Origin of the sequence: Streptomyces bullii, assembly GCF_042657145.1 — a bacterium.
GTDB classification, from domain to species: Bacteria; Actinomycetota; Actinomycetes; order Streptomycetales; family Streptomycetaceae; genus Streptomyces; species Streptomyces bullii.
Genome location: NZ_JBHSNY010000028.1, coordinates 1 through 18,690 on the forward strand (window position 1 = coordinate 1; position 18,690 = coordinate 18,690).

General features: G+C 69.1%; 11 protein-coding genes and 3 pseudogenes. 9 read left to right on the forward strand and 5 right to left on the reverse strand.

Features of this window, described 5'->3' with window-relative positions:
* Positions 1-99, forward strand: a pseudogene (locus tag ACFPZJ_RS39155) (IS5/IS1182 family transposase); the annotation flags it as partial.
* A 184-nt stretch (positions 100-283) separates the two neighbouring features.
* Here ACFPZJ_RS39155 and ACFPZJ_RS39160 read toward each other — a convergent pair.
* Entirely contained in the window at positions 284-1,132 is an 849-nt protein-coding gene (locus tag ACFPZJ_RS39160) for a hypothetical protein (protein WP_381031777.1), read from the reverse strand.
* Positions 1,133-1,221: 89 nt separating this feature from the next.
* Entirely contained in the window at positions 1,222-2,634 is a 1,413-nt protein-coding gene (locus ACFPZJ_RS39165; RefSeq protein WP_381031778.1) for a hypothetical protein, read from the reverse strand.
* Positions 2,635-3,814: 1,180 nt separating this feature from the next.
* On the opposite strand from ACFPZJ_RS39165, the gene ACFPZJ_RS39170 reads away from it, so the two are divergent.
* Both ACFPZJ_RS39170 and ACFPZJ_RS39175 read left to right on the forward strand, forming a co-directional pair.
* Positions 3,815-4,561, forward strand: a complete 747-nt coding sequence (locus tag ACFPZJ_RS39170) for an IPT/TIG domain-containing protein (protein ID WP_381031780.1) — start codon at positions 3,815-3,817, stop codon at positions 4,559-4,561.
* A 146-nt stretch (positions 4,562-4,707) separates the two neighbouring features.
* Positions 4,708-9,486, forward strand: a complete 4,779-nt coding sequence (locus ACFPZJ_RS39175; RefSeq protein ID WP_381031782.1) for an Ig-like domain repeat protein — start codon at positions 4,708-4,710, stop codon at positions 9,484-9,486.
* 710 nt (positions 9,487-10,196) lie between these two features.
* Here ACFPZJ_RS39175 and ACFPZJ_RS39180 read toward each other — a convergent pair.
* Positions 10,197-10,586 (reverse strand): hypothetical protein, encoded by a 390-nt coding sequence (locus ACFPZJ_RS39180; RefSeq protein WP_381031784.1) that lies wholly within the window; start codon positions 10,584-10,586, stop codon positions 10,197-10,199.
* A 350-nt stretch (positions 10,587-10,936) separates the two neighbouring features.
* Here ACFPZJ_RS39180 and ACFPZJ_RS39185 point away from each other — a divergent pair.
* The 4 genes and pseudogenes from ACFPZJ_RS39185 to ACFPZJ_RS39200 form a co-directional block, all read left to right on the forward strand.
* Positions 10,937-11,185, forward strand: a pseudogene (locus tag ACFPZJ_RS39185) (DUF6300 family protein); the annotation flags it as partial.
* A gap of 37 nt (positions 11,186-11,222) precedes the next feature.
* Positions 11,223-11,435 carry a hypothetical protein gene (locus tag ACFPZJ_RS39190; RefSeq protein ID WP_381031794.1) on the forward strand — a complete coding sequence of 71 codons (213 nt, stop codon included), beginning with the start codon at positions 11,223-11,225 and terminating at the stop codon, positions 11,433-11,435.
* An 11-nt stretch (positions 11,436-11,446) separates the two neighbouring features.
* Positions 11,447-11,689 (forward strand): integrase core domain-containing protein, encoded by a 243-nt coding sequence (locus ACFPZJ_RS39195; RefSeq protein WP_381031796.1) that lies wholly within the window; start codon positions 11,447-11,449, stop codon positions 11,687-11,689.
* A gap of 102 nt (positions 11,690-11,791) precedes the next feature.
* Complete coding sequence (locus ACFPZJ_RS39200) at positions 11,792-12,181, forward strand: transposase (RefSeq protein ID WP_381031798.1); 390 nt, start codon at positions 11,792-11,794, stop codon at positions 12,179-12,181.
* 1,085 nt (positions 12,182-13,266) lie between these two features.
* Here the strand turns inward: ACFPZJ_RS39200 and ACFPZJ_RS39205 are convergent.
* Complete coding sequence (locus ACFPZJ_RS39205; protein ID WP_381031786.1) at positions 13,267-15,243, reverse strand: ATP-binding protein; 1,977 nt, start codon at positions 15,241-15,243, stop codon at positions 13,267-13,269.
* A gap of 447 nt (positions 15,244-15,690) precedes the next feature.
* Here ACFPZJ_RS39205 and ACFPZJ_RS39210 point away from each other — a divergent pair, with 447 nt between their 5' ends.
* Positions 15,691-16,302, forward strand: coding sequence for a tetratricopeptide repeat protein (locus tag ACFPZJ_RS39210; RefSeq protein ID WP_381031788.1), 612 nt, complete (start codon positions 15,691-15,693; stop codon positions 16,300-16,302).
* Positions 16,303-16,308: 6 nt separating this feature from the next.
* Positions 16,309-17,583 (forward strand): glycosyltransferase, encoded by a 1,275-nt coding sequence (locus tag ACFPZJ_RS39215; RefSeq protein ID WP_381031792.1) that lies wholly within the window; start codon positions 16,309-16,311, stop codon positions 17,581-17,583.
* A 569-nt stretch (positions 17,584-18,152) separates the two neighbouring features.
* On the opposite strand, the pseudogene ACFPZJ_RS39220 reads toward ACFPZJ_RS39215, so the two are convergent.
* A pseudogene (locus ACFPZJ_RS39220) lies at positions 18,153-18,488 on the reverse strand (transposase family protein); the annotation flags it as partial.
* Between the last annotated feature and the right edge of the window lie 202 nt (positions 18,489-18,690).

The following is an 18,690-nucleotide window of genomic DNA, read 5'->3' on the forward strand; positions in this document are numbered from 1 at the left end:
AACTGGAAGATTCTGCGGGACTGCCGGCTCAAGAGCAACGGCGTTCACCAGGCCATGCTCGGCATCGCCCGGCTCCACAACCTGGCCCTCACCGGATAACTCACACCCCATACGGGACAACCTCTAGCGGCGCTTGACGTTGCTTGTGCGGTGGCGGCGACCACCGGTTGGCGGTGGCTGCCTGCCGGACGGTCCATCCGGTCATGCAGACGGGATGGAGCGGCGGGCGGTGCTGGCGCGGAGGAGTCGGAGAATTGCCGTGAGTGGAACCGGTGGATGTTGTTCAGGCGCCGTCGTGGACGGTGCAGCGGGTCTGGCGCTCGGCGGAGCCGAGGGGAATTTCAAGGCCGGTGCCGGGGTTGCCGCAGGTCTGGTTCTGGCGGCCGTTTTGAGCGGTGTTGGTCTCCAGGCCAACCACCCGGCCAGCGTCGGCCGAGGCCTGGCCGCGGTGGGCTTCGCCCGGGCCGGAGCGAGAGTAGTCGGCGGCCGTGCAGGTGGTGTGTTTGCTGATGGCGCCTAGCAGGTTGACGGTCAGGGTGTCGGAGGAGTTGCCGCAGTAGAGGTTCTGCTGCCCCACCTGGGCGGTGTTGACCTGCGGGCCGACTGAGGTGCCGCCAACGCTGCGAGCGCCTTCGGAGTAGTTGGCGGAGCCGCCGCTGCGGGGTTGCTGGGCGCCGTGGTCGGTCGTGGTGCACGTGGTGTCCCAGGCCATCGTCCCGGCGACGTTGACGGTGACCAGGTCGGCGGAGTTGCCGCAGGCCAGGTTCTGCTTTCCCGCCTGAGCCGTGTTGGTCTGCGGACCCAGCGTCGTGGCCCCCACGGTCTGAGCACCACGGACGTGCGCGTTGTGATTGCGCGTGTGGCCGTCGTCATCGACACAGAGCTGCTTCCGGTGCACGGTGCGAGCGATGTTGAGCCGCACCAGACGCGCCGAGTTGCCGCACGACAGGTTCTGTTCCCCGTACTGGTCGGTGTTCTCCTCGCCGCTGAGCGGGACGTCCTCGAGCATGTCGCCGAATGCGTCACCGGCGCCGGCGAAGACCAGCGCACCGGCGGTGAACACGACTGCTGCCGCGCTGCGCACTTTCTGTACGCCAACTCCGGGCGCCGCATGCAGTCCCCGCTGTCCCATCGCCTCAGTTCTCCTTGTCAGCGTTATCGGCTCTGGAGCCGCACGGCGAATCCGTTGTCGCGCTCAACACGCCCAGCCGGTCGGAAGGGCTATCGGTAGACGGAACCGATGTTGGTGGAGCGGTCGACGGCGACGCACTCGGTCTGGGTGCGGCTGCCGGTAGCGGTGAGAGTGAGATTGTTCGGGTTGCCGCAGTTGTTGTTCTGCCGGCCCGATTGGGCGGTGTTCTGCTGGAACAAGTCCAGCGCACTGGAGCCGCCTTCGGCCTTGGCGCCGTCGCTGATCTCCACGGTGCCTGCGTTCTTGGAGTGGTCAGCCGTCTTGCACGCGGTACCCACCCGGCCGTCGGTCACTGGGATGACCGAGTTGTTGGGGTTGGCGCAGTTGTTGTTCTGTCGGCCGGATTGGGCGGTGTTCTGCTGCACCAGGGTGCCTGTGGCGGAGCCGCCTTCGGCGTGGGCCTGGCCGCCCTTGATGCTGCTGTGTTTGGTGTGAGAGACGTCCGTGGCCTCGCATGTGCTGTCCACCCGGCCGCCGTCGCTGGCGATGACGGCCGAACTGTTGGGGTTGGCGCAGTTGTTGTTCTGTCGGCCGGATTGGGCGGTGTTCTGCTGCACCAGCCCGCCCTTGCTGGAGCCGCCTTCGGCGTGGGCCTGGCCGCCCTTGATGCTGCTGTGCTTGGTGTGGGAGGCGTCCGCGGTGGTGCATGCGCTGTCGGCCCGGCCGCCTTCCAGGACAACGCCGGATCCGTTGGGGTTGGCGCAGTTGTTGTTCTGCCGGCCGGATTGGGCGGTGTTCTGCTGGTATGCAGTGTCCCCGGCGCTGGAGCCGCCTTCGGCGTGGGCCTGGCCGCCCTTGATGCTGCTGTGTTTGGTGTGAGAGACGTCTGTGGCGGCGCATCCGTTGTCCACCCGGCCATCATCGCTGGCGATGACGGCCGATCCGTTGGGGTTGGCGCAGTTGTTGTTCTGTCGGCCGGATTGGGCGGTGTTCTGCTGCACCAGCCCGCCCGTGCTGGAGCCGCCTTCGGCGTGGGCCTGGCCGCCCTTGATGCTGCTGTGCTTGGTGTGGGAGGCGTCCGCGGTGGTGCATGCGCTGTCGGCCCGGCCGCCTTCCAGGACGATGTCCGACCCGTTGGGGTTGGCGCAGTTGTTGTTCTGCCGGCCTTTCTGCGCCGTGTTCTGCTGCGTCACAGTGCCCGCCGCGGACCCCCCATCTGCGTGGGCGTCACCGCCTTGCGTGATGCTGTGTTTGCTGTAGGAGAGGTCGCCGGTCGCACAGCGAGTCTCGGCCCTGCCGCTGTCCAGAACGTTCTCGCCCGCCGAGATACCTGGGTTGCCGCAGCTGTTGTTCTGCTTGTGGCCTTGGGCGGTGTTCTGCTGGAACAGACTGCCCGCCGCACCGGAGCCGCCCGTGGCCAAGGCGCCGGGATCATCGGCGACGGCGATCCCGCACGTGGGGGACACCAGGCCTCCCACGGTCAACGTCGCCAGCGTGGCCATCCTCATCCTGTGCGTACGCACCCATTCCTCCGGGTTTCAGCTCTTCGGTGTCCTTCCATAACGACTGTGTGGCTCCCGTCGGCATGGCTCAGGCGGCATTGGGGCACGAATGGCCCAATCAATTCGCCAGGAGAGGTCTCGTTTGTTGTCGAGTCCCACCTGCGCTGTGCTGAACAGTTGACTCTGCCCGAGTCCGCACTCCGAGCTGCCACCCAGACCAGCTCGTGGGCCCGAGGACAATCTTCCGAAGGGGCAGCGCCACCCTCGCGGACACGATGGGTGTGGCGTCCGGGTGGGCGGGCAGGCCCTCGCGGCGTTGGTTGAGGGGGGCCGCAGTCGGCAACCGTCACGGGGTCCGGGGGATGGGGAACCTGCTCACGTGCTGGATGACGCTGATGGTGGCCGAGGCGGAGGCGCGGGGGCAGCGGTGCCAATAGGACGTGGTCCCTGCGCTAGCTGGGCAGGGACCACACCGTGGGGAGGGCTCCCTTCGAGGGAGCCGAATGTCCAGGCTGTGGTCGGTGCCGGTCTACCGCGATCACCCAAAAGGCGGACATCCCGGACGGTCTCCCCGCTGATTTTTCATGGGCCATCTGGCGGCAGGCCGGCAAGGGCCCTGGTGACCTCGAGCTTCGCCGTACTGCGGTGCGGCCGTCGGGCAAGGAACCTGCCTCCTTCGGGACTGCTGTGACTTTTCGCCGCAAGGATCGTTAGCCGATGGCTCGTTGCGAGCACAGGCGTGGGCCGTACCTGCTCCTTGGCGTCTTCTTCCCTGGTCACGGCCGGGCAGGGCTGCCCGGGTAGTCGTTGCTCCGCAGGTCGGCGTTGAGGCGCAGCCTTCACCAGGGGGTTACCCCTTTCGGGTGATGTGAGGTGATGGGGTCTTGTCACTCGGTTGGGTGTGTGGGTCACTGGGAGTGTGAACCGGCGGGCTGCCCATCCCCGTGCCGGGGGACGTTGAGACAGGCAGTCGATTGCCGGTTTTCTCTGTGCCCACAGGGGATTCCGGGCGGGCTGCTGTGCGCCCTGGCCGTACCCACGGCCGTGCGTGGCCTCTGTTCGTTCTCATCCGGCCCCGCAGTGTTGACCGTGTGATGGTCATGTTCCTGTGATGCTGCGGCCGCTGGCGGCCCCTGCCGATTCCTCGTCATGTCCCCATCAAGCAGCGAGGAGTACCGTCATGCCCATCTCTCCGAATCAGGGTTCCACCGGTGGTGGCACGCTGGTGACCATCACGGGCACGAACCTGTCCAACACCAGCGCCGTGAGGTTTGGCAACAAGTCGGCCACGAACATCACCCAGGTCTCACCCACCCAGGTCACCGCCGTCTCCCCGTCGGGGACCGGCACGGTCGGGGTCACAGTGACCACTCCGGGCGGGACCAGCAACCCGGTGTCGTTCTTCTACGTCGGCGCCCCGTTCAAGTCGTCCCTGGGCACGCCCTCCGGGCCGCTGGCCGGCGGCAACACCATCACCATCAACGGCACCGGCCTGTCCACCGCGACGAGCGTGGACTTCGGCGGGGTGACCGCCACCCCGACGGTCAACTCGGACAGCTCCCTCAGCGTCACGGTGCCCGCCGGAGCCGCGGCCGGGCCGGTGGGAGTGAGTGTGACCACCGCGGGCGGCACCAACAACGGCCTGTCCTACACCTACATCGACGATCCCACGATCGGCACGGTCAGCCCGACCTCGGGCCCGACCTCGGGGGGTACGGCGGTGACGATCACCGGCACCAACCTCGACAGCACCGACTCGGTCACCTTCGACGGCGCCGCCGCACCGTTCTCGGTGATCAATGCCACCACGCTGTCGGTGGTCACCCCGCCCGGTACTGCCGGGGCGGTCGACGTGGTCGTGACCAACCCCGCCGGATCCGACACCGCCGTGGGTGCCTTCACCTACGTCGCCGGCCCCGGCATCTGACCCACCCTCCACAGACGGGCCCCTGCTGCCACCAGATTGGCAGCCGGCAACCCGTCAGGCGCCCGCCTGTGACGGCCCGTCCGGTGTCACGGGCGGGCGCCCCCGCTCGGCCGCAAGTCCCGTCCCTCAGGAGGAGGGTGTTGCCCGTGTCCGTCGAACTGCTTCCACGCATGCGTGCCGCGAGCGTCACGGTTCTCGCTGTCCCGCTCTCCACCATCCCCGTGGGTGACGACCCCATGGGTATCGCCCTGGCCCGCCTCGGGCGGGCGGGCTACGTGACGAACTTCGGCTCGGGCACGGTCACCGCCCTGGACACCGTCACCCGGTCCGCCATCGCCACTGTCGCAGTGGGTTCCGGCCCTTGGGGGGTGGCCGTCAACCCGGGCGGAACGCAGGCGTATGTGGGCAATTCCGGTTCGGGGACGGTCAGCGTGATCGCCACCGCTACGAACACGGTCACGGCGACGATCGGCGGCATCTCGGCCCCGGCGGGCATCGCCTTCTCTCTGGACGGCACCCGCGCCTATGTGGTCAGCCAGGACACCGGCAGCCTGGTCGTGCTGGACACCGCCACGCGCGCGGTGGTGACGAGTGTGGCGGTGGGCAGCAGTCCGCGTGAGGTCGCGCTGTCTCCAGACGCGCCCTTCGCGTACGTGAGCAACGCCGGCGACGGCACCGTCACGGTCGTCGACACCGACACGAACACGGCTGTGGCCACGGTCGGCGGCTTTACTCAGCCGCGTGGTCTGGCCGTCACCATCGACGGGCAGCGGCTGTACGTCGCCGACCACGGCGCCGGCACGGTCAGTGTCGTGGACACCACCACGTACGCCGTGGCCACCACGATCGGCGGCTTCAACGCTCCCCTCTCCATGGGCATGGGCCCACGCGGCGCGCTGGCCTATGTCACCGAGGCCGGTTCCGGCTCGGTCACGGCGATCAACCTGGCCACCAACGCCCGTGCCGCCACCGTCACCGGGCTCAGCGAGCCGCGCGGCATCGGCATCACCCGCGACAGCCGGCACATCTACGTGGCCGACAGCGGTTCTGACACGGTCGCCGTCCTGACCATTCCGGTGGCCGTCTCACCCGACCAGGGACAGACCGGGGGCGGCACTCTGGTCGTCCTCAGCGGACGCGGCTTCCTCGGCGTCACCCAGGTCAGCTTCGGCAGCCGTCCGGCCGCGTCGTTCTCGGTGGTGGACGACTTCACCATCACCGCCGTCACCCCCGCCGGCACCGGCGTGGCCCCGGTCACCGTCACCCTCGCCGGGGTCGCCCACCGGATCGGAACGTTCTACTACCTTCAGCCCCCGCGGATCCGGTCCGTCTCTCCCGCCAGCGGGCCGAACGCCGGCGGCAACACCATCACGATCACCGGCATAGGCCTGTACACCACCCAGGAAGTCCGCCTCGGGACCACCAGCGTGTACCCGACCGTCGTCTCCGACGGCCAACTCGTCTTCACCGCGCCTCCCGCGCCGCCAGCCCCGCCGGGGCCGGCGATAAGCGTTCCGGTCGTGGTGCGGACCCTGGGCGGCACCGCCAGCGGCCCCGCCTACACCTATCTCGACCCGCCCACGACCACCACACTGAGCTCGTCCTCCGAGTTGCCCGTCGTCGGGGAGCGGGTGACGTTCACCGCGGCCGTCGCCACTGGCACTCCCGGGGCGGGCACGCCGACGGGCACGGTTTGGTTCGACTTCGGCGACGGCACCGTCCCGGTCACCGCCGTGGTCGTGGGCGGGCTGGCAACAGCGACGCACACCTACACCACCACCGGCGCCAGCCCCTACACCGTCACCGCCGCCTACCGCGGGGACAGCGACTTCGCCCCGTCATCGGACACCGCCGAGCAGACCGTGGCGCAAGCGCCGACCTCGACAACCGTCCTCTCCTCTCCAGAGCCCTCCACTCCCGACGGGCCGGTGACCGTCACGACACGGGTCATCGTGGCCGCCCCCGGCGCCGGGCGCCCCACGGGTACGGTCACCGTCGACTTCGGCGACGGCACGCCAGCCGCCGTACAGACGCTCGTGGACGGCCTGGCCACCATCACCCACACCTACCCCGCCACCGAGGCCACCTACACGATCACAGCCTCCTACAGCGGAGACACCGACTACGCCCCCTCCGGCGATGTCCGCACCCACCGCGTGCTGTCCGACGTACAGCCCACCACCACGACCGTGACGTCGGCACCGGATCCGTCGATGACCTGGCAGCCGGTGACCTTCACCGCCACGGTCGCGCCCGCCGCTTCCGGGGCGGGCACTCCTACCGGCACCGTCACTTTCGACTTCGGCGACGGCACGCCGCCCCTACCAGTGCCCCTGTCGGACGGCATCGCCGCCGCCGACCACACCTACACCACCGCAACCGGCAGCCCCTACACGGTCACCGCCGTTTACACCAGCGATGACGAGACATTCAGCTCGTCGGCGGGGCACCACAGCCAGAGGGTGAACCCGGCCCCGACGTCCACCACGCTCAGTGCTTCGCCCGAGCCGTCGGTGGTGGGCCAGCCGGTGACCTTCACCGCGACCGTCACACCGGACGCCGTGGGAGCCGAGGTGCCGACAGGCGCGGTGGTCTTCGACTTTGGTGACGGGACGCCGCCGGTCGCCGCCCCGGTCGACAACGGCACAGCCACGATCGTCCACGCTTACGCCACCACCGGCAGTCCGTACTCGGTCACCGCCACCTTCGGCGGTGAGGAGGACTTCGCCGGCTCCACCACGACGGCCACCCACACCGTGGGCCAGGCGCCGACAGGCATCGCGGTGGCGTCCGTGCCGCATCCGTCCCTGGTGGGGGAGCCGGTTGCCTTCACCGTCACCGTCACACCCCAATCCCCAGGGGCGGGCATTCCCACCGGCACCGTCACCCTCGACTTCGGCGACGGCACCACCCCTGTCACCCTGCCGCTCACCCAGGCGACGGCCACGACCTCCCACACCTACACGAGCGCCGTCGGCAGCCCGTACACGGTCACCGCCACCTACAACGGCGACACGGGCTTCACCGGCACCACCACTACCCACACCCACGCGGTGCGCCGGGCGCTGACCCTCACCACCGTCACCATGGTGCCGAACCCCTCCGTGGTCGGCGAGAGCGTCACCTTCACCGCCAGCGTCGCGCCCATCGCTCCAGGAGCGGGCACTCCCACCGGCACCGTTACTTTCGACTTCGGCGACGGCACCACCCCGGCCACCGCGACGCTGAGCGGCGGCACCGCCACCACCACCCACGCCTACCTCACCAGGACCGGCAGCCCCTACACGGTCACCGCCACCTACAGCGGAGACACCGACTTCGTCCCCTCCAGTGGCATCGACCCGCAGACAGTGAGTCGGGCGTCGACTGCGACGGTGGTGGGTTCGTCGCCGGATCCGTCGGTGGTGGGTCAGCCGGTGACCTTCACCGCCACCGTCGCGCCCGTCGCCCCTGGAGCGGGCACTCCCACCGGCAACGTCACCTTCAACTTCGGCGATGGCACCGCCCCGGTCACCGCCCCCATGACCGGTGACACCGCCACCGTCACACGGGCTTACACCGACCGCGGAAATGACCCGTACACGGTCACCGCCACCTACAGCGGGGATATGGATTTTCTCTCCTCCAGTGGCATCGACCCGCAGACAGTGAGTCGGGCGTCGACTGCGACGGTGGTGGGTTCGTCGCCGGATCCGTCGGTGGTGGGTCAGCCGGTGACCTTCACCGCCACCGTCGCGCCCGTCGCCCCTGGAGCGGGCACTCCCACCGGCACCGTTACTTTCGACTTCGGGGATGGCACCACACCGGTGACCGCTACCCTGTCCGGCGGCACCGCCGCCGTCACTCGCCCCTACACCACCGCAACCGGCGGCCCGTACACGGTCACCGCCACCTACAACGAGAGCACGGCGTTCGCGGGCTCGAGTGGCACCGACCCACACTCCGTGAATCGTGCGTCGACGACGACGGTGGTGGGTTCGTCGCCGGATCCGTCGGTGGTGGGTCAGCCGGTGACCTTCACCGCCACCGTCGCGCCCGTCGCCCCTGGAGCGGGCACTCCCACCGGCACCGTTACTTTCGACTTCGGGGATGGCACCACACCGGTGACCGCTACCCTGTCTGGCGGCACCGCCGCCGTCACTCGCCCCTACACCACCGCAACCGGCGGCCCGTACACGGTCACCGCCACCTACAACGAGAGCACGGCGTTCGCGGGCTCGAGTGGCACCGACCCACACTCCGTGGACCGTGCGTCGACGACGACGGTGGTGGGTTCGTCGCCGGATCCGTCGGTGGTGGGTCAGCCGGTGACCTTCACCGCCACCGTCGCGCCCGTCGCGCCCGGGGCGGGTACCCCCACTGGCACCGTTACTTTCGACTTCGGGGATGGCACCACACCGGTGACCGCCACCCTGTCCGGCGGCACCGCCGCCGTCACTCGCCCCTACACCACCAGGTCCAGCGGCCTGTTCACCGTCACTGCCACCTACATCGGCAGCAACAGCTTCGCCGGATCCCGCGGCAGCGACCCGCACACGGTGAACCGGGCGCTGTCAGCCACCAGGGTCGTTTCCTCCCCCGACCCATCCCGCCCGGGACAGGCTGCAACCGTGACGGCGACCGTCACGGCCGTTGCGCCGGGAGCGGGCACCCCCACCGGCTCCGTCACCTTCACCATTGCCAACCGCTCCCCCGTCACCATCCCTCTCGTCGACGGCACCGCCAGTACAACCATCAGCTCGTTGAGCGTTGGCACCCACCCCATCACCGCCGCCTACGCCGGCAGCGCGGACTTCGCCAGCTCCACCGGCACGGACACGCACACCGTCACAGCCTCCCCGGGGGCGCTGCAGCACGGAAGTGACGCCCAGTCGCCACATATTGCGCCCTCACAACACCGGTACGACCGCAGGCCCACCAGGTAGACCAGAAACCAGGCGCTGCACGTAGTCGACCTCCTCGCGGACGGCGCTGAGAGCCACGGTCAGGATCTCCATTGAGGCCTCGGGCACGAGGAACTGGCCCGGGTCCGTCCAGACCACGTGAACCGCTGCGCCACCGCGAGGATCTCCCGCGCATCGAGCGCGGGCGCCGGGGCCGCAAGCGATCTGATGCCGGTATGGACGCCAGCCATTTCCCTGACGACCTGGTGCAGACGCAAGCCGCCTGGAACGCCACCTACGCCGCACCCCACCGCCGCGACTTCACCGCCCTGCGCCGCCGCTTGCTGCGCCTGTCCGTACACCTGTGGTGGCGCCCCTACTGGGACACCGCCCGCTCGGCGTCGGCGGCGCGCACCGAGCTGCGGCAGCTGGCCCGCCCCAGTGAGCAGCGCGGGCCGCATGAGGGCCCGCCCGCACGCCGCACGCCGCTAGGAACCGGGGTTGAGGCAAGAGTTGCGCTGGGGGTCGCGTCCACTGTTGCGCGACCCAGCGGACCGTCCCCGTATCCGTGCAGGTCATCAGGCGGGTTCGGCATGGTCGGGTCGCTGACATCCCCGTTGCGACCCCCTTCGCCCATGCCTTGGCTGGAGTTGAGGATGAGGGAGGGCGGCATGGGCGGCGCGGACGCAGCCGGGGATCGGGACGCGCTCTCGGTGTCGCGCGTCGGCGGGGGCCGCCGCGCCGTGCCGCCGTCAGCGCGGCGGCGTCGCCAGGCGGGGGACGTCGGCGGGGGAGAGGTCGGGGCGGGCACGGTGCAGGCGCGCGGGGTGATGCCACCGGCTGGAGGCGTCGCGGGCGACGTCGACGCCGACTTCCACCACCAGCTCGGGTTCCACCAGCGTGACGTCCAGCGTCTCCCGGCTGCCCCACCCGGCGGAGAACGACCAGCCCGTCCACGGATGCCCGCCCTGCGCCGGGGCGAGTAGCCCGGCGACCGTGCTGCTCGCTGTCTGGGCGAGAGTTGTGGTGCGGCCGGCGTACTGCAGGCGGCCGCTGTCGTCGAACCTGCCGAGCAGAAGGCTGGTGGGAGCGGCGAGTGTGCCGGTGACCGCGCCGACGATCGCATAAGTGGGTTCGCGCACCTTGTACTTCCGCCAACCGCGTCAGCCATGACACCCGGGGGCACCAAACAGCCGGGGAGGCTGTCCTGCACAACGATCCAGGCCCGCAGGCTGTCACGGCCCCGGCGGGCGCCTGCGTCCCGGCCTCTTGACCCGGATCAGGTGGCGGGCGGATCGTGGCCGTTCGCGTTCCGCTACCTTCCGAAAGGGGGCCCGCATGTCACAGTCCTCCCTCTGGCGCTACGTGGTGCGCCGCGATGGCTCCTTCTTCCGCACCGTCAATGTGGACAGTCACCTCGATGACGTCAGCGACGACGAACTCCTCCGTCTGAGGCCCACCGCCCACCGAGACGAACGGCCGTTGCGGCGGCGACCTGCTGCAGTGGAACGGCCCGTGGGGGACCGGCGTGTGGATGGAGCTCTGCCCGGCCTGTGACGCTGACCGCCCCGCCGCCCGCGCCTTCATCCGCTGGCACCGTGACCCCGACCGCGACCCGAAGGCGCTGCCCCAGCTGTTCCGGGACTGGGAGACCGAGACCATGCACGCCCACGGTTGGGTCCGCGCCGAACAGCCCGAGGCGCCCGCTTGTCCGCCAGCGCAGAGGCGACTTCTATACTGAGCGTCCCGGGACCAAGCGGGTCGGCGACATCACCTACCTGCCCACCGTTGAGGGCTGGCTCTACCTCGCGTGCTGGCTGGACCTGGCCACCCGCGAGGTCGTCGGCTACGCCAAGGCCGACCACCACCGCGCCGAGCTCGTCGTCGGCGCCCTCGATATGGCCCACGGCCGGGCGGACTGGAACCCGGCTGCGTCATCCACAGCGATCGTGGCAGCGAATACACGTCGACCCAGTTCCGGGAACCAATAGGGAAGTTCGGGCTGCGGCAGAGCTGCGGACGCACCGGATCATGTTTCGACAACGCCGCCGCGGAGAGCTTCTGGTCCCTGCTCAAAGAAGAGAGCGGCACCCGCACCTGGCCCGACCGGGCCACCGTCCGCGCGGAGGTCTTCAACTTCATCGAGACCTTTTACAACCGGCGCCGCCTGCGCAAGCACAAGACCTTCGGCTATCTCACCCCGGCCGAGACCAGGAAGCGGCGTCAGCACGCCCTCGCGGCATAACGATCACGTGGCCGAGATCACGGGGCAACTTCACCCCCGTGGTCCGGGTCAACGGGCGGCGGTTCCGCGTGAACGTCATGTCAGCCATCCCTCCCGCGCGCCCTGTGGTCCACCGTCTTCACCGGCCGCTGCACCGCCAAGGTGTTCATCACGTTCTTGGAACGCCTCGCGAAGCAGGCCGGACGGAAGATCCACGTGATCGCCGACCGACACCCGGTCCACCGCTTCAAAGCCGTCCGCGCATGGCTGCAGGACAACGCCGACCGCGCCGAACTACACCTCATGCCCGGCTACAGTCCCGAACTCCACCCCGACGAGATCCTCAACGCCGACGTAAAACGGCACATCCACGCCGCACGAGCCCAGTCGGTCGACGAGCTGGCCCACGAGACGCGCCGCTTCCTCCACCGCCGCCAACGCCAGCCCCACCTCGTCCGTGGCTACTCCCACGCCCGCCACGTCCGGTACACGATCATGTGGGCAACTCAATAGTTCCGGCTTAATACCTCAGCCCGATCGAGTTCGAGGAAGAGCACTACTACGACCGACCAGGCAACGGCCGGACGAACGAACCTGAAACCCCGTCAACCCGTCCTGACCAGCTGATCAGCACCTCCCGCACGGCGGGGGAACCTCAGAGACATAGCACGCACTGCGGTCCGGCCGGGCTGCCGCGTTGCCGAACCTGTGCGCGAGGCAGTCACACCATGGGGAAGGCGAGGTGGACTCCACGCACGCGAGCGCGAAACACTGCGGCAACAGGGCCTCCTGGTGCTTGCTTTGTTTGCACCCCGAGCTACCAAGAGGCCCTGCCGTCATGCGCAGACGCTCGCGCGATCACCCGATCAGGAACCCTGTTCGACCAGACTGCTCCGTGATCGATAAGCGGATGGCGTCTGAGCACACGCGGTGATGGTCACGCACTGGCCACCGCGCAATCAATCCCTATCCAGGTCCACGTGCACAGGCAGCCTACGCCGTCCGAATGATGACTTCCGGAGCGATGTGGGTCAGTTGCGTGTAATTCCGATTGACGATTGATAGAGAAGCGGGTGATCAGGTTACCGACGGGCGTAGGGAAATGCATGGAAAATGCAATCAGCTAAATGGCATTGGCCCCAATGGTGGTGCACGTCAGTGTGCGCCCATGCTGTGATGCGTGCTGGACCCTGCACGTCCTCGATGGAAGGTCAAGAGTGAAACGCAGGTCACTGCGCGAGTCATGGATCGCGACCATGCTGCCAGCGGCGGGAACCTTCGCCCTGGTCGCGAGCATGGCTTCGCCAACAGCCGCCGCAGCCGACCAGAGGGCCAGCCTCGGCGCCACTTGCCCTCACTACGGCGTAAACGATGGCGCGTACGACGGCCAAGACTGCCCGCCTAAAGGACCTCAGGGGCCTCAAGGACCGCAAGGAGCCCAGGGACCAGCGGGGCCGCAAGGAGCCCAGGGGCCCGAAGGACCGGAAGGACCCCAGGGCGGCACAGGACCGCAGGGAACCCAGGGGTTCCAAGGAGATGCCGGACCGCAAGGCAGCCAAGGCGACATCGGCCCTCAGGGCTTTCAAGGTGACAGGGGATCACCAGGGCCTCAAGGTTTTCAGGGTGATACCGGTCCACAGGGTGCTCAGGGCGTCCAAGGCGTGCAGGGCGCCAGTGGCCCGCAAGGTTTCCAGGGAGCGAAGGGTGCTCAAGGAGCCCAGGGAAGTCGGGGCGTTGCCGGGCCGCCTGGCAGCAAGGGTGCCCAGGGCGCCCAGGGTTTCCAGGGAGCGCGGGGTGCCTCTGGGCCTCAGGGCAGTCAGGGTGCCAAGGGCGCGCAGGGTGCTCAAGGAGTCGAGGGCAGTCAGGGCGCTCAAGGAGCTCAGGGCGCTCAGGGCGTTGCCGGGCCGCAGGGCAGCGAAGGCGCGCAGGGTCTCCAGGGTGCACAGGGCGCGGAGGGTGCGCAGGGCTCGACGGGTCCGCAGGGTGCGCAGGGGTCGACGGGTCCGCAGGGTTTCCAGGGTGCCCAGGGCGTTCAAGGAGCTCAGGGCGCTCAGGGCGTTGTCGGGCCGCAGGGCAGCCAGGGTGGCGAGGGTGCGCAGGGCGTGCAGGGTGCGCAGGGCGCTAGTGGCCCGCAGGGTTTCCAGGGAGCGCAGGGTGCCTCTGGGGCGCAGGGCAGCCAGGGTGCTGCCGGGCCGCAGGGCGCTGAGGGTGCGCAGGGCTCGGAGGGCGTGCAGGGTGCGCAGGGCGCTAGTGGCCCGCAGGGTTTCCAGGGAGCCCGGGGTGCCTCTGGCCCGCAGGGCAGCCAGGGCGCTGAGGGCGCAGAGGGTGTGCAGGGTGCGCAGGGCTCGACCGGTGCGCAGGGTGCGCAGGGGTCGACGGGTCCGCAGGGTTTCCAGGGTGCCCAGGGCGTTCAAGGAGCTCAGGGCGCTCAGGGCGTTGTCGGGCCGCAGGGCAGCCAGGGTGGCGAGGGTGCGCAGGGCGTGCAGGGTGCGCAGGGCGCTAGTGGCCCGCAGGGTTTCCAGGGAGCGCAGGGTGCCTCTGGGGCGCAGGGCAGCCAGGGTGCTGCCGGGCCGCAGGGCGCTGAGGGTGCGCAGGGCTCGGAGGGCGTGCAGGGTGCGCAGGGCGCTAGTGGCCCGCAGGGTTTCCAGGGAGCCCGGGGTGCCTCTGGCCCGCAGGGCAGCCAGGGCGCTGAGGGCGCAGAGGGTGTGCAGGGTGCGCAGGGCTCGACCGGTGCGCAGGGTGCGCAGGGATCGATCGGCCCCCAAGGTTTCCAAGGAAGCACCGGCGCAACCGGGCCTCAGGGCAGCCAGGGTGCTGCGGGGCCGCAGGGACCCCAGGGTGCCCCGGGCGGCTCGGATGGCGGTGGGGAGGCCGGGCCGCAGGGCGCCCAGGGTGCGCAGGGCGCGCAGGGTGCGCAGGGCTCCACCGGTGCGCAGGGTGCGCAGGGATCGATCGGCCCGCAGGGTTTCCAGGGAGCGCAGGGTGCTCAAGGAGTCCAGGGCGCTCAGGGCGTTGCCGGGCCGCAGGGCAGCCAGGGTGGCGAGGGTGCGCAGGGCGTACAGGGTGCGCAGGGCGCTAGTGGCCCGCAGGGTTTCCAGGGAGCGCAGGGCGCTGCCGGGCCTCAGGGCGCTCAGGGCGCTGCCGGGCCGCAGGGCGCCCAGGGTGCGCAGGGCTCTACCGGTGCTCAGGGTGCACAAGGCTCGAGCGGCCCGCAAGGTTTCCAGGGAGCCCAGGGCGCTCAAGGTGTCCAGGGAAGTGAGGGCGCCCAGGGTGCGCAGGGCGCGCAGGGTGCGCAGGGCTCCACCGGTGCGCAGGGTGCGCAGGGATCGATCGGCCCGCAGGGTTTCCAGGGAGCGCAGGGTGCTCAAGGAGTCCAGGGCGCTCAGGGCGTTGCCGGGCCGCAGGGCAGCCAGGGTGGCGAGGGTGCGCAGGGCGTACAGGGTGCGCAGGGCGCTAGTGGCCCGCAGGGTTTCCAGGGAGCGCAGGGCGCTGCCGGGCCTCAGGGCGCTCAGGGCGCTGCCGGGCCGCAGGGCGCCCAGGGTGCGCAGGGCTCTACCGGTGCTCAGGGTGCACAAGGCTCGATCGGCCCGCAGGGCTTCCAGGGAGCGCAGGGCGCTGCCGGGCCACAGGGACCCCAGGGTGCGCAGGGTGCCACTACCAGCGCCGGCGCGCAGAGCAGGACCTTCACGGCTACCAGCACCACCGGTACAGCCACCGTGTCCTGCCCTGCCGGCACCTTCGCCATTGCCGGAGGCTTCACAAAACCGTCTGGAGCCACAGTGGACGTCTTCACGCCTGTCGGGGGCTCACCGACCACGCCGGCCACCGGCTGGCAGGCAAGAACGAGCAGTCCGACGAACATCACCGTGTACGCGGTGTGCACGCCATGAGCTTGCGACGGAATGTCTCTGGCAGCCCGGAGTCACGGCGGCCTCCGGCTTCCGCCCTCGGGTTGCGTCTGCACCGTTTCCCGTCCGTACCCGTCAGCCGACACTCATTTCACCAGCCAAGGAGCCGATTTCGTGAAACGAACCCACCTGTGGGCAGGGCTCACGGCTACGGCCGTTGCCACCACCGTGGTGTCCGGTGTACTGCTGTTGCCCAAGTGGGACACCAAGCCCGGATCCCTCACCGCCACACCCGACCCCAGCCTGGACGCAGTGCTCCGAAAGGGCATCAAGCAGGGAGAGGCCGGTGATCTCGCCGGGGCGGCAAAAACCTTCCGGAAGGTCCTGGACCTTGACGCAGGCAACAAACTTGCCTGGTACAACCTCGGTGTCATCGCTCAGTACGACGCCAGAACGGCCGACGCCCTGGCGGCTTACGATAAGGCGCTCAAGGCTGATCCGAAATACACACCGGCCCTCTACAACAAGGCGATCCTGCTCGAACCGAGCGACACCGACCAGGCGATCGCGATCCTGCGGCGCGTCGTGGTCGCCAACCCGAAGGCCGCCACAGCCTATCTGCACCTCGGGCAGAACCTGGTCAAGAAGAACCGTGACAGCGAGGCAGAGGACGCCTTCGTCAGCGCCGTCCGCGTCGACCCGTCGCTGCGACGGCTGATCCCGCAGCCCTTCCGGGATTCCGTCCGCAGCGGGACCACCACAACCGATAGTCGCCCAGGCGGGTAACAGAAGATGACAGCTTCCTCGACGCCGAAGTTCTCCGTCTTCACCCCCAGTCACCGACCGCGCTTTCTGGACGAGTGCCTTGCCACGCTGCGGGCGCAGTCCCATTCGGACTGGGAGTGGATCGTGGTGCTCAACAACGGTGCGCGGTGGCGGCCCGAGCAGCCCGACGACCGTGTTCGGGTGGAGATCGCGGATGGCATCAGCGGGGTCGGAGCGGCCAAGCGCCGGGCCTGCGAACTGGCACGTGGAGAGATCCTCGTCGAGCTCGATCACGACGACCTGCTGGCCAAGCACTGCTTGGCGGAACTGGCGAAGGCGTTCGACGAGAACCCCGAGGCCGTCTTCGTCTACAGCAACACCGCCCAGATCACCGAGGACGGAAAACGGGACGACACACGCTTCAACGAGGCGCACGGCTGGGAGTACCAGGAGGTAGACGTCGACGGCCAACGGCTACTGCAGTGCATCGCCATGGCACCGACGCCGCACAACGTCTCCTACATCTGGTACGCCCCCAACCACGTACGGGCATTCCGCAAGGACACCTACCACCACGTCGGTGGCTACGACGCCACCCGTACGGTCTTGGACGACCAGGACCTGATGTGCCGCCTATTCCAGGCCGGCGACTTCCACCAGATCACCCGATGCCTGTACATGCAGCGGATCCACCCCCACAACACCCAGCGCGACACCGAAGTCAACGCATACATCCAGCGCGAGACCGTCGCCCTGTACGACAAACACATCGAGGCCAACGCGTTGGCATGGAGCAAGCGGCGAGGGCTGCTCGCCCTCGACCTCGGCGCCGCACACCGCAAGCCGCCCGGCTACCTGGGCGTGGACCAGTACCCGGGAGACGGCATCGACATCGTCGCGACGCTGCCCGGACCCCTGGACCTCCCGGACAACTCGGTCGGACTGATCCGGGCGGTCGACTTCCTGGAGCACGTCCCCGCGAAGGTTCCGCTGATCAACGAGCTGTACCGTCTGCTGGCCCCCGGCGGCATGCTCCTGACCCTGACTCCCAGCTCAGACGGCCGCGGGGCCTACCAGGACCCCACCCACGTCGCCTACTACAACGAGAACTCGTTCTGGTACTACACGGACAACCAATACCGTGCCTTCGTACCGGACATCCGGGCGCGGTTCCAGAATTCCCGTCTGGTTACCTATTACCCGACTCAGTGGCATGCCCAGAACAAGATCTCCTACGTGCAGGCCAACCTCATCGCGGTGAAGGACGGCGCTGAACGGTGCGGCGGTCTGCTATTGGTGTGACGCCCGCGGGCTCAGGCAGCACCATGTCGCCAGCCCACAGCAGGCCTGTGATCGTGTCACGGAGCTGGGATCACAACTTCTCAGGCGGCGTGGCCGCCTTCAAAGGCAGCTGCGCCGCCCCGGCCCCGCCGACGGTGCAACACACCGCGACCGCCGGCCCTTGTGACCGGCCCTCCGCTGCCGCAGGCCGGGATCATTCGGGACGACTTTCATTCCTCCGAGCTCACTCGCGCTGTCAGCGTCTTCGGCGAGGATGCCGTACACGGTGGCGGTCGAGGGGTGCTCGCCCGTGTTCTTGCCGGCCGCTTTTGCCCATGCCCTGGCTGGAGTTGGGGTGAGGGAGGGACGGGATGGGGGCGGTTGCAATCCGGATCACTGGCTGCTGAAGCGACAGCTACGGAAGCAGGTACTACGCGGACGAACTGTCGTGCAGCTCTGAGATGGAACCATCGAACGGGCGGGCCTTGGACGATTACTCCGGCTTCGAGGACACCGACGCCTTCCGGGCCTAAAGCGTGTTGCAGAAGGCCGTGATCAGGCAGCCTGAGCTGGGCTGTTGGCGTGTGTGGTCATGCAGTGAGGGCGAGGTTGTGCATGCGGGTGACGGCCTGGACGGCGTGGTGGAGGCCGTCGCCGCGCTGCCGGCAGTCGCGGAGGATCTTGTAGTTCTTCATCCGGCCGATCACGTGCTCGGCGCGGGCGCGGACCTTGCGGTGCGCGGCGTTGTCCTCCTCCTCGCCCTTCAGCAGCGGCCGTCCGGGACGTTTGCGGTGCGGGACGATCAGACCGGTCTTGATGTAGGCGCCGTCACAGAGCACGGTCACGCCCTGGCATTGCTCGGCCAGGCCCGAGTCCCGCCACGCCTTCGCGTCCGCGGTGGTGCCCGGTACCGGTCGGGCGGCGGATCCGGCGGCGCCGCGTCAGGCCTTGGCCCCAGGCATGCCGCTGGTTACGACGATCGTGGCCACGTCGCCGGCCTTACAAGTCATCTCAATTGGCGATCAGTTCCGCCGGATTGCGCTGGCCGGACTGGTGCGGCAACGGTTGAATGCCGCCGTGGAGAACACCTGGACACCGGCCCATCAAGCGGTGGAGAACGAGGACGCA